The 12,481-nt window shown below is 31.0% G+C and carries 11 protein-coding genes; 10 read left to right on the top strand and 1 reads right to left on the bottom strand.

Translation table 11 applies throughout. From position 1 onward, the window contains the following. Window positions 1-31: 31 nt before the first annotated feature. The 4 genes from BC748_RS13830 to BC748_RS13820 all read left to right on the top strand — a co-directional run bounded on the left by BC748_RS13830 (window position 32) and on the right by BC748_RS13820 (window position 6,650). Entirely contained in the window at window positions 32-2,929 is a 2,898-nt protein-coding gene (locus tag BC748_RS13830; RefSeq protein WP_133534088.1) for a response regulator, read from the top strand. Between the two features lie 131 nt (window positions 2,930-3,060). Then, complete coding sequence (locus BC748_RS14235; RefSeq protein ID WP_162846479.1) at window positions 3,061-3,219, top strand: hypothetical protein; 159 nt, start codon at window positions 3,061-3,063, stop codon at window positions 3,217-3,219. A 2-nt stretch (window positions 3,220-3,221) separates the two neighbouring features. Next, window positions 3,222-5,756, top strand: coding sequence for a tail fiber domain-containing protein (locus BC748_RS13825; RefSeq protein ID WP_133534087.1), 2,535 nt, complete (start codon window positions 3,222-3,224; stop codon window positions 5,754-5,756). 333 nt (window positions 5,757-6,089) lie between these two features. Continuing rightward, a complete protein-coding gene (locus BC748_RS13820) occupies window positions 6,090-6,650 on the top strand; it encodes a helix-turn-helix domain-containing protein (RefSeq protein ID WP_133534086.1) in 561 nt (186 codons plus the stop codon). Between the two features lie 59 nt (window positions 6,651-6,709). On the opposite strand, the gene BC748_RS13815 is transcribed toward BC748_RS13820, so the two are convergent. Next, window positions 6,710-7,135, bottom strand: a complete 426-nt coding sequence (locus tag BC748_RS13815) for an Hsp20/alpha crystallin family protein (RefSeq protein WP_133534085.1) — start codon at window positions 7,133-7,135, stop codon at window positions 6,710-6,712. 480 nt (window positions 7,136-7,615) lie between these two features. Between BC748_RS13815 and BC748_RS13810 the strand changes: the two genes are divergently transcribed. The 6 genes from BC748_RS13810 to BC748_RS13785 all read left to right on the top strand — a co-directional run bounded on the left by BC748_RS13810 (window position 7,616) and on the right by BC748_RS13785 (window position 12,433). Next, window positions 7,616-8,014 (top strand): hypothetical protein, encoded by a 399-nt coding sequence (locus BC748_RS13810; protein ID WP_133534084.1) that lies wholly within the window; start codon window positions 7,616-7,618, stop codon window positions 8,012-8,014. A 72-nt stretch (window positions 8,015-8,086) separates the two neighbouring features. Continuing rightward, window positions 8,087-8,968 carry a DUF6602 domain-containing protein gene (locus BC748_RS13805; RefSeq protein WP_133534083.1) on the top strand — a complete coding sequence of 294 codons (882 nt, stop codon included), beginning with the start codon at window positions 8,087-8,089 and terminating at the stop codon, window positions 8,966-8,968. Window positions 8,969-9,636: 668 nt separating this feature from the next. Continuing rightward, window positions 9,637-10,305: a BON domain-containing protein gene (locus BC748_RS13800; protein ID WP_133534082.1), complete on the top strand. Its 669-nt coding sequence runs from the start codon at window positions 9,637-9,639 to the stop codon at window positions 10,303-10,305. Window positions 10,306-10,626: 321 nt separating this feature from the next. Continuing rightward, window positions 10,627-11,436: a hypothetical protein gene (locus BC748_RS13795; RefSeq protein WP_133534081.1), complete on the top strand. Its 810-nt coding sequence runs from the start codon at window positions 10,627-10,629 to the stop codon at window positions 11,434-11,436. A 184-nt stretch (window positions 11,437-11,620) separates the two neighbouring features. Further along, window positions 11,621-12,007 (top strand): hypothetical protein, encoded by a 387-nt coding sequence (locus BC748_RS13790; protein WP_133534080.1) that lies wholly within the window; start codon window positions 11,621-11,623, stop codon window positions 12,005-12,007. Between the two features lie 42 nt (window positions 12,008-12,049). Then, a complete protein-coding gene (locus BC748_RS13785; protein ID WP_133534079.1) occupies window positions 12,050-12,433 on the top strand; it encodes a hypothetical protein in 384 nt (127 codons plus the stop codon). Window positions 12,434-12,481 lie beyond the last annotated feature (48 nt).

Here is a 12,481-nt window from a genome sequence, read left to right as displayed (position 1 = left end):
TTGTATAGATTTACTTAACAAAACTTTTTTTATGAAAAAGATATTCTTTCTACTTTTATTTTTCACATTGATTTCTTTTGGACAATATGAAAAAGAAATTGATTCTTTAAATAAAATTATTTCTACAACAAAAGACACTCAGATTAAAGTTGATAATTATAGAGAACTAGTTCAAATTTTATATGTTACCGATTTAGAGGAAGCTCAAAAAAAGATAAATATACTTTACAAACAAAATCAAAATAATTCATGTGAAAAATGTGAAGCAATGGCCGATTTTTTACAAGCAAAACATAACAATATAACTAAAAATGAAGAAGATGAGACTATAAATCTCTTTAAAAAAAGTACTGAAAGATCCTATCGCATTAAAGATTATAACTTTTACTCCATCGCTATGATGCATTTCATCAATCATTATATAAATAAAAATAAGATGAATGAAGCGGATTTGGAACTAAAAAAATATTTCGAGTTAACAAAAAAAATAAACTACACCGATTATTACAATAGTATTTATTATCTCTATGGAAAGTTGTACAAAAAAATGGGATACAACAATTTAGCTCTTAAAAACTTTTTATTAGCCCAAAAATATTTTGTTTTCAAAGAACCTGATGATATAAGTATAAAAATCAATGATCTTCAAGAAATAGCATTATTTTACACTGATTTAAAAAATTACAAAAAAGCCGATTATTACCTAAAACAAGCTGACCAATTAATTAAAAAAAATAAAAACATTGTTAATTATGTAAACTCAAATTTTCGACTAGGTGAAATAGAACTAAAGCGAAAAAATTATAAAAAATCACTGAGTTATCTAACTAATATATTGAACCCTAAAGATACTGCCGTCACTGTTTCTTTCAAATATGACATCGCACTTCTTTTAGGGCAAAACTATCAAGAAATCAACGACTTAAAGAACGCAAGTCTTTTTACTGAAATGGCTATTAAACAATTCACTAAAAAAAATGACACAATTTATTTAGTAAACTCTTTAAACAATAATGCAAAAATTAATCTTAAGAAAAATAATTTTTCAGCCGCAAAAAAAGACATTGATTTAGCTAAAAAACTATTATCAAAACAAGAAGTTACTTTAGATTTTTTGGATGTTTACAATACAGACATCAATTATTATAAAAAAACTAAAAACTATGAAAGCGCTATTAAAGCTATCAGTGAAAAAGACTTTTATCAAGAAAAATATAACCAGAAAACAAACTTAGCGAACCTTAACGAGCAAGACATTATATACCAAACCGAGAAAAAAGAACAACAAATCAAACTGCTTTCAACCCAAAACGAATTAGCACAAAAACAAAAATACATCTACATTGGATTACTCGGATTATTCGTTTTAATTGGTGGAAGTTTGTTCTACAGTTATCGAAATAAAATCAAAACAGCACAAAAACTCAAAGAATTAAACGAATTAAAATCACGCTTTTTTGCCAATATCTCACACGAATTTAGAACTCCGTTGACATTGATTAAAAGTCCGGTTCAAAGTTTACAAAGTGAACTATCAGATGAAAATCAAAAAAACAAATTGCAGTTAATCGATACCAATTCTTCAAGAATGTTAGAATTAGTTGATCAACTTCTTGAACTATCCAAAATTGACAGTGGTAACTTGAAGCTTATTTTAAAAGACGGAAACGTTGGTTCATTTTTAAATTCTATCATAGAACCTTTTGAATTTGAAGCCAAAGAAAAAGGAATTCATTTTATTTCAAATATCCAAAAAAACACCACAAATCATTTATTTGACAAAGATGTAGTTGAAAAAATCATAACCAATTTAGTTTCGAATGCCTTCAAATATTCAAATAAAAATGAAACAATTACTTTTACTTCATCAGAAACGGAAACTAATTTTAAGTTTATCATTTCAAACACTGGAAGTGATGTCAAAAAAGAAGATTTACCAAAACTTTTTGAGCGATTTTATCAAAAAAATGAAACCAATCAAGGTGTTGGAATTGGTTTGGCACTAGTGAAAGAATTGATTGACTTATATAAAGGAACAATTGAAACAACTTTAGAAAACGGTAAATTATCGTTTATTGTACAATTACCATTATCCATTTCAAATGAAAATGCAATCGTAATTTCATCTAAACCTGACGAACAAATCGTTCCCAATTCTATTGATAACGATAGCGAACTTCCAATACTATTATTGGTTGATGACAATACTGAAATTCGTTCTGTGCTGAAAGACATTTTTAAAAACAACTATAAAATTCTGGAAGCGGCTGATGGCGAAATTGCTTTGAAATTAGCCCAAAAAGAAATTCCAGATTGCATTATCAGTGATGTAATGATGCCCAAAATGGATGGATTTGAATTTACCAAAAAAATTAAAAACAACGAACTAACATCCTTTATTCCAGTCATTTTACTCACCGCAAAAACTTCAGACGAAGCACATCTTGAAGGATTAAAAAGCACCGCCGATGCTTTCTTAACCAAACCATTTAATAACGACATTGTAAAAGCAACAGTAGTACAACTAATAGAAGAACGCAAAAAACTTCACAAACGATATAGCCAAGAATTGGTTTTACGACCTGTGGATATTGTTATCAATTCGGTAGATGAAAAATTTATTGAAAAACTACAAACAGTTCTCGAAAAACAATTGTCGAACTCCGAGTTTTCATCTGAAGATTTTGCTACAGAAATTGGCATGAGTAGAATGCAATTGCACCGAAAACTAAAATCACTATTGGGAGTTTCTGCAACGGAGTTTTTAAGAAACGAACGATTAAAAGTTAGCACCGAATTACTTAAACAAGGCAACGGTACTATTTCTGAAATTGCTTACTCGGTTGGGTTTAATGATGTGTCTTATTTTTCAAAATGTTTCAAAGAAATGTATCATTGTACCCCAACAGAATACATAGAGAGAAACTAAAACTTCTCGCTTAACCCTTTATTTTATTGACTTGTAACACCATGTTACATATATCATAATCCCTGTTACAATAGTCACAGGGATTTTTTTGTGCTTATCCTAGTTTTACATTAACGAAAAACAAAGGTTACATGTCAAAGAAAGAAAACGCAAAATATGAAGCAAATATCAATCAGTTTCTTGACAAGAAAATATACATCAATGTAAATCATCTTGAAAAAGGCGACTACGAATTGAGAGTCATTAACAAAAATAAACTAATCGTTAAAACTACTTTTAAAAAGAAATAAACATGAAAAAAATTCTAACGCTACTTCTTGTATTTCCCTTTCTATCTTTAGCTCAAGTTGGTATAGGTACCACAACACCAAAAGCCGCTTTAGATGTAGAATCTACCAATAACGGAATGTTAATTCCTCGTGTTCAACTAACTTCTACACTAGATGCAACAACAGTAGTCAACCCCAATGCTGGTCCATTAGAAACCTCAACATTAGTTTATAATATCGCTGCGGCTGGAACAGTACCTAATAATGTAGTAGCGGGATTTTACTATTGGAATGGTTCACAATGGACAGCTATTTCTGGAAATACAGTAAATAATTGGTCATTAACAGGTAATGCTGGAACAAATCCGACCACTTTATTTGGAAGCAATTTTTCAGCAACAGAGAATTTTATTGGTACTTCAGACTACGAAGATCTTCTTTTTGGAACAGATAATAGACCGTTACTCAAGATGACTGCTTTTGGAAATATAGGCATTGGTGTAAATAATCCAAATGCAAAATTTGAAATTGAAGATAATTCACCCTATATAACAGGTTGGATTAAAAAGACAAACTCGTCAGGTTCAATATTTGGTGGTAGTTATGTGTCTCCTACTTTTGTTGTAAGTACAACGTCAACAAATGGAGGAACAAATGAAATTTATCGTAATGCTGAATTTCATGCTAATGGTATAAATACAGCCACAAATGTAGCTGCTTATTTTAGAGCTACTCAAGCATCTAATAATTATGCTGTAATTGTACCCGAAAATGGCGGCTATGTTGGTATAGGAACAGAAATACCAACCAGTAAACTCAATGTTCAAACCATCGACGAAAACATTGGAATAACTAATAATTTGATTAAAAACTCTGGTGCAGGAACTAGTTCCAACCTTGATAATAACATGACTATAAATAATAACAACCAAGCTTATGGTATTAGAAACTCATTTTTAGGAACTGGAAACGGACTTAAAATTGGTGTTAGAAATACTGCTGCTTCTGGAATTTTAGGTTCTAAAATTGGTTTTGAAAACAACTTTCAAGCATCTGGTAATAGTTTTTTATATGGTTTAAGCAACACTCTGACGCATACAGGAAGCGATTTAACTTTAGGCGTCTACAATCAAATTACAAATCCGCTAGGTTCAACAGGAACAACACACGGTATTGAGAATAGAATGACTAATAACAGTACTCTTGAAGCAACTGGAGTTTTTACTGAAATAAATTCACCTGATGGTGGCTCTGGAGGAAGTTTTGGCGTACAGAATATCATTGGCGGTAGAAAAACAGGAGGAAAAATTGGTATGCGAAATCAATTATCTACAAACATAAGTACACCAGATAATATTTATGGTGTAGAAAATTTAATAAATGCTTCCTCAACCAGTGTTATTATTGGTTTAAAAAATAACTTGACAGCCAATGGAGATGCTCTTGTTACTGGAAATGATAATTATATAGATGGAAATACAAGTTTTAGAGCAAGTGGAGTTTCAACTGTAATAACAAACTCAGGTAATGGTGTTCATTGTGGTACTAGTAATATACTTAACGGTAGTGGTAATGGAGCAAAATATGGAGTTTTTTCAAATATCAGTCCTACAGCTGGAGGACAACATTTTGGTGTTTTTGCTCAAGTATTAAAATCAGGAAATAATTATGCTGGTTATTTTAATGGTAAAGTAGCCATTGGCTCAAACGTCAATTTAGGTATTGACGACTACGTTTTCCCGATGGCTCGCGGAACCAACGGTCAAATCATGCAAACCGATGGCTCTGGAAATCTTTCTTGGCAAAATCCAAGCACTGTCTTAGGATCGGCTGTATGGTCATTAACAGGAAACAGCATCACCGCTGGAACTCATTTTATTGGTTCGACTAATAATGTCGACGTTAGTTTTAGAAGAAACGGTACTAATATCGGTTATTTAGGTCAAACCAATCTTGCTTTTGGAATTGGAGCTTTACAACCTTCTGTTGGACTATACAACGTTGCTATTGGGGTAGATGCTTTATCTTCTTTAACTGCTGCCGATCAAAATGTAGCAGTCGGTTGGAATGCACTATCAAACGTAACCACTGGCGGAAACAATATTGGTATTGGTACAGGTGCAACAGTACCCGTTGCAGCTAACAACAATCAAATCCGAATGGGAAATGTAAATATTGCTTATGCCGGAGTTCAAGTGGCGTGGTCTGTAACATCCGATAGTAGATGGAAAGACAATATCAAACCATCAAATTTAGGATTGGATTTTATCAACAAACTAAACCCTGTTTTTTACACTCGAAAAAACGACGAAACCCAAAAAACAGAATACGGTTTCATTGCTCAAGAATTGGACAAAACTTTAAATGAAGCTGGCGCAACCAACAACGGAATTATTACTAAAGACGATCAAGGAATGCTCAGCGTTCGCTATAACGATCTAATAGCACCAATGGTAAAAGCCATTCAAGAACTAAAAGAAGAAAACAACAAACTAAAAACCCAAAATGAAAACTTAGAAGAACGATTGAAAAAAATAGAAGAAAAATTAAGTCGATAATAATACAATCTCATAAAAAACTCCTCAAAGAAAAACCCTTTTTGAGGAGTTTTTTTATACTTGATAACTACTTTCTAGCCAACTCAAAACCATCTTTTCGACATAAACACCACTTTACTGGTTAGTTTTCACTATATTTGAGTACGTCAGCAATAAAACAACTCTAGCCAAAAAACTAAAATCAGTTGTTTATACCCAAAAGACGATATACCCAACCCAAGCTTTTCTCAAAAAACTCCCAAGAGAAGTAATACCCAAAGTCAATCAATCAAAAAAATCATTGCTCAATTGTTGAGCAACTATACCCTATTCCAATACATTAAAACATCATTTATGAAAATTTATATTAAAAACATGGCTTGCGAAAGCTGTAAAGTCTTTGTTAAAGAAGCTCTAGAAGAGTTAGAAATTAGTACCGTAAAAATTGACATGGGCGAAGTAGAAACCAAGCAAGAAATGACCGACGACGAGAAAAGAAAACTTAACACCATCATCAAAAAAGTAGGATTAGAACTTCTAGAAAAAAAACAAGGCGTACTCATTGAAAAAATTAGACAAATCATGGTGGATTATGTCTATAACTCAGAGGAAAAACCAAACGTAAAATTCTCGGTGCTACTTTCTGAACAAATGGGTAACAGCTACACCTATCTTGCTAATTTCTTCTCAGAAGTAGAAGCGACTACTATTGAGCAATACATCATTGCATTAAAAATTGAGCGCGTAAAAGAACTCATTATTTTTGGCGACCATACTTTTTCTGAAATTGCCGATAAGCTTCACTACAGCAGCGTTGCGCACCTATCGGCACAATTCAAAAAATCAACGGGACTAACACCTTCACATTTCAAAGCACTCAAAGAAAAAAGAAGGATATCCATCCAAAACATATAATTTATACCCATAAAAAAAGCGTTCATCCCTGAACGCTTTTTTCAATCTAACCTAACTATTTACCCAATTTCAATTAATCGTTTTGGTTTTGGCAACGCTTCTTCTCGCTTTGGAAGTGCTACGTGTAAAACACCATTTTCATAAGTAGCATTGATGTTTTCCGTATTTACACTTTCTGGTAAGGTGAACGCTCTTCTAAAAGACGAATAACTAAATTCTCTTCTAGTATATTTTCCTTCTGTCTCTTCGCTCTCTGATTTATTTTCAGAGAAAATAGTCAATACATTGTGATCAATTTCGATGTTGAAATCTTCTTTTTTCTTTCCTGGAGCAGCCAATTCTATGCCAAAACTTGTGTCGGTTTCTTTAATATTTACCGCAGGCACATTGGTGCTAAAATTTTGAATTCCTCCCAACCAATCTGGTTTTAATAATTCATCAATAAGTGATGGAAAGGGTACTGTGTTTCTTTTAATTAAGTTCATAATTGTATATTTTAAATTAAACATGTATTAGTTATGCTTCTCCAAAAAACAAATTACATACCAATCCAAAAACAAAGACATTTTGACTTATTTTCACCCAAATCAATACCCAAAAACTGAATTTTTGACCGTTTTAACAATTTTTTAACTGACTGATTTACAGTATTATTACCTCATAGATTATCATAATACTATCGTAAAGCTACAGAAGTGAAAGCGTTATTACGAACATTGCATGCGAAGTAAAATCTTCGTGGAAATGCTCCGTGGTACATTTTTTTATAAAAACACTTTATTTGATTTGAATTTAAAAAGGGATTAATTAATGATTAAAATAATTTTATATATTTGGTAGCATTGTAAAGTAAAATACTTGTATAACTAAATTATCTGCATTGATTATATATTTTAACCAAATTTATAAGTTAGCAGTGATTTTGTAGCTACATTCAAAAACTTGAGATAATAAATTAAAATAAAATGATTTACTTAAAATACATATTAATATTTTTTTCTAGTTGGATAATTTCAGTAATTATTGGAGGAATAATAGGTGCTATATTTAACTCTAATAAATCAAAAATTGGTGGATTTATAGCAGGTTTAATAATTCCATTTACAGTAGTTTTTTTAGTTTCAAAAGTTTTATTGGAAAAAAATTCAGAAAACAAATATGATTTATTACCAATTATATTGATTTTAATTCCATACATATTAATTAACACTCGAGCACTTTACAACAGTGGTGTACAAGATGGAAGCGGAAATAATAAATTTGGAGTGACAGGAATTGAAATGAAAGTTAACAAAGGACTAGTTGTAGGTGGCTTAATTGGATCTGTATTAACATTATATTGTTTTGTACAATATTCTTTTTAATAAATGTTAAGCATTTAATTGATACATCAATAGCTCAAATTTAATTTTATCCAACACTCTAACCTATAAAATATGGGCAACAAAATTTTTGATACTATTTTAACACGCAAAATTGAAAACTTTGTTTCAACATTTGTTGACGATAGCAAATCATTATTTTATAACGAAACTCAAAAATTAATTCATCCTGGAGAATTTGGGAGATATAGGGAAAATTCAATTAAGGAATTATTAAAAATGTTGACTCAATATAAAGTTTCCGATGGATTTATAATTACTTCTAAAGAAGGTGTTAGCAAACAATGTGATATTATCATTTATGATAACGAGGATTTACCAATATTAGATGACAATTTTATTAATTTCTTTACTATTGAAAGTGTTGTTGCTATTGGTGAAGTAAAATCAAAACTTGATCATACAAATTTTTCAAAAGCTTTGAGAACTTTAGCTGAAAATAAAAAATTATCGGATGATATTGATGGTGTTGTTAAAAAACAACATAACCCTAAATGTACGGAATATGATTTACCTGTATCTTTTTTAGTTTTTAAAGAAGCTTCTTTTGAACTTAACAATATAAATTTTGAAAAAATTTATGAAGGTATTGATCGTAAATATTGGCACAACTTTATTCTTTCAATTGAGCAAGGTTATTTTGCTTATAGTTTTGGCTTTAAAAATTTACAAGAACCAGAAAGAACAGAGTTTATAAATAAAAATGTAAACATAAATTCTGGAGCAACATTTGAATATTCGTATTTAACTTTTGGACTAAATAAATATGCATCTACACCATATTTTGAAGGAATAAATAAATTAAATAAATTTGACCATATTCAAATGTTTTTAGCTGGTATATCTCAAGCTATATCAAATAAAACCTTATTTAAATCACATATTTTACATTATTCAAACCTTGAACAAGCTCAAATCTTAAATTCTAAAAAATAAGAAGATACAACCCGATAGCGCGGATTTGCAATCCGTGCCCGCAAACAAAATCTCAATAGCGCAAATTTACAATCCGTATCCACAACCCAATAACTTTCGTTATTGGGTTTTTTATTGTCCGCAAAAAAGTAGCACACTTTCCTACTGTCCTATTTATATTTTCAAGCACATTGACGCTCAAATTATCGTCAGTTAGCACAAATAGTATAATTAGTTGGTTGTTTTAACCAACTTAGTTGGTTCTTATACCTAAGTTAGTTGGTTCTTTTAACCAACTTTATTGGTTCTTATAACTAATTTACTTGGTTCTTATACCTAAGTCAGTTGGTTCTTTTAACCAACTATGTTAGTTATTTTAACCAACTTTATTGGTTCTTTTACATAATTTACTTGGTTTTTATACCTATGTTACTTGGTTCTTATACCTAAGTTTTTTGGTTTTTATGCCTAAATAGTGAGGATTTGCAATACGTGACAGGAAACAAAAGTGAATAACACAATACTAAAAAACCCTGTCATTACCAGCGACAGGGTTTTTATATATCTCAGTCTTGCTTGATGTGAGAATGATATAACTCTTATTTTTAATTGTGTATCATTCTAGGTAACAATAAACTTAACCTTTGTGCTGTTGTGAAAATTCATTCACAATGTAAAAAAAATTCAGAATGAAAAACAATTCAGAATTACAGACAGACGTTCAGAACGCCATCAAATGGGAACCGTTATTAAATGCTGCAGAAATTGGAGTTACAGCAAAAGACGGAGTTGTTTCTTTGACAGGTGTGGTAGACAGCTATGCAAAAAAATTGGAAGCAGAAAATGCAGCCAAAAAAGTTATCGGAGTGAAAGCCTTGGTTGAAAAAATTGAAGTGAAATTTCCGAACACATGGACAAAAACAAATGCAGAAATTGCAAACGAAGTTTTGACTGGTTTAAAAAATAACTGGGCAGTTCCTAATGACAAGATTACTGTAAAAGTGGAAGACGGCTGGGTTACTTTGGAAGGTGAACTACCTTGGAACTATCAAAAAGAAGCTGCAAAAAGTGCAGTTAATTACTTGATGGGTGTTAAGGGTGTAACCAACAATATCAAAATCAAATCGGAAAGTCAAGATGCGATTGAAAAGAAAGATGTTGAAGATGCAATTCGCAGAAGCTGGTCAGTTGATGATAGTGATATTAACGTATCAGTATCTGGAACAACAGTTACTTTAACTGGAACAGTTGACTCTTGGTATCAAAGAGAAGAAGCTGGTCGAATTGCTTGGAAAACTTCAGGTATATGGCATGTGAAAAACGAATTGGTAGTTGACTATGAATATGCTTATAGTTAATTAAAAATGCCTAAACGTTGGGGATTATACCCAATAGCACAAATTCACAATCCATCACCAAAAACAAAACCCAAAAACACAAAACTAAAAAACCCTGTCACTACCAACGACAGGGTTTTTATATGTAAAGCAATAGCGCATGCTATACAAAACCTCAAAACTACCTCTTCTACATTAAAATTACATCATTTTACTATTTATAAAACAACAACAATTACACCTTTAACTCATTGATTTTTAACCATTAGATAATTTAAAAAAGGATATAAAATTAGAAAGTCATGCTAACTTTGACACAGTATAATCAAAACCTTATTCATCATGAAAAAAATTATCTTTTATGCGTTATCACTAACGTTTTTGGTCTTCGGACAAACTTTTGCTCAATCAGTAGCAGAACAAAATTTAAATGAGGCTAAAGTTGTTGCGGAAGACATTAAAGTGCAAGTAACCAACTCTAGAAAAGCGATTAACCTATTGGTCAAACAATTAACTGTTTTAGGAAATCCAAATGTAACTTCGTTCTCTAACAACATGAACGCTGCTTACAATAATAGAGATGCCAATGCAAATGATGTTATTACTTATGTAAACACTGCAAGTGCAGCATCGGCTATTCAATTTGATGCCACAGTGGTTTTAACTACTGCCGACCAAATTATTGATGAGAATGATTTTGTTACTTTCAATTTAACCAATCAAATGATTGCGGCTGTAACTAGTAATAATACTACTCTTGCACTTAATTTAGTTGCTCCTTTGAGAAGTTCTTTAACAAGACAATTTAATAAAGCTAACAAAATTATTACGGATGTAAACGCCATCATTAGCCAAATCAAAACCTATAATGTGTGCATCAATATAGTTGATAATAATGGAAATCCATCTACTTACAACGCTGGATTTTATGCTCAAAATGAAGCCACAGGAGAATATTTTTATACAGGTAATCCAAGTGATCAAGATTATGGCTATGGAAATTGCTTTTACAATTTAGCGCCAGGAACTTATATTTTTGGTTCTTTTCAAGATTATTTTTGTGGAACAAGTTCAGCAACAGTTACTCTATCGGACAGTTTGTTAAACGAAGACAATACTATAGAAGTTACCCTAGTAGTATGGTGTGAATAATTGATTTAATTTGAGTTAGTTGTTGATAAGAACAGAAATTACGTTTGTGATTTCTGTTCTCTTGTTTAAAATCCTCAAGTAATTTTGAGGATTTTTTTTTATATTTACCTTTTGCGTGAAGTCTTATGACTTTGCGTCATTGCATAAACGTTATCAAGGACGTTAAACTAAATTAAAAATAAAATTGGATAAAATAAAAGCAACAATTAGAGAACAGAATTTTATGTTTATAATTTGTGCTATTGTAATTTTATATTCAATATATAGTAGTTCAAAACATGAAAATTACCTCAGTAGTGAATATGGATATACTGTTGGCAAAACAATAAAATATAATTTTGCCGATGGACAGAAAAATTGTATTAAATACAAGTATTATGTAAACAATGTAAAGTTTGTTAACTGTGTAGTGATTGATCCTAAAATCAGCTGCCCTATTAATAAATTTTACAGAGTAAAATATTCAAAAATAAAACCAGAAATTAGTGAACTTTATTTTACTAAACGGGTAATAGATACTGGAGAAGTTTTTAAAGCAGGTTTGAATTTTGAAAAAGAAGAATCAAAATAAAACCCGATAGCGCATATATACAAGTTATAAGAAATTAAACAAATGAACCCACAAGAGCTAATAGGACGAACTTTAACAAACATTTTCGAGACAAAACCTTCACTTGTTCAAGAAGGTATTCCTGGACCTGCTTCTTATTTTGATATAGTGATAGAGATTGACGGTTCAGACCTTTTTGAATTAGGAGCTCACGAGATTTTGGATTGGACAAAAAAAGACAAATTGACTTCATATGAGAAATCAGCTTGGGAAGTTCAAAATAATTTTAATGTTATTGGAAAAAAAGTAACCAAAGTTATTCAAAGGGACTCTGAAGAATATTACGATGGTTCATTGATTTTGCTTCTGGAAAATAATCTCATGATTGAACATCAGACAACAAATGGCGACCAATTGTTTATTAACAAATATAAAGCAGAGGATTAACTGCTTATAAACCCAAGCTACGCAAAGTCTCCCGACTTTGCGCCATTA

The sequence above is a fragment of the Flavobacterium dankookense genome (genome assembly GCF_004362665.1).
Classification (GTDB): domain Bacteria; phylum Bacteroidota; class Bacteroidia; order Flavobacteriales; family Flavobacteriaceae; genus Flavobacterium; species Flavobacterium dankookense.
Note: the sequence above shows the minus strand (reverse complement) of the source record. Positions and strands in the feature narration are given on the sequence as shown.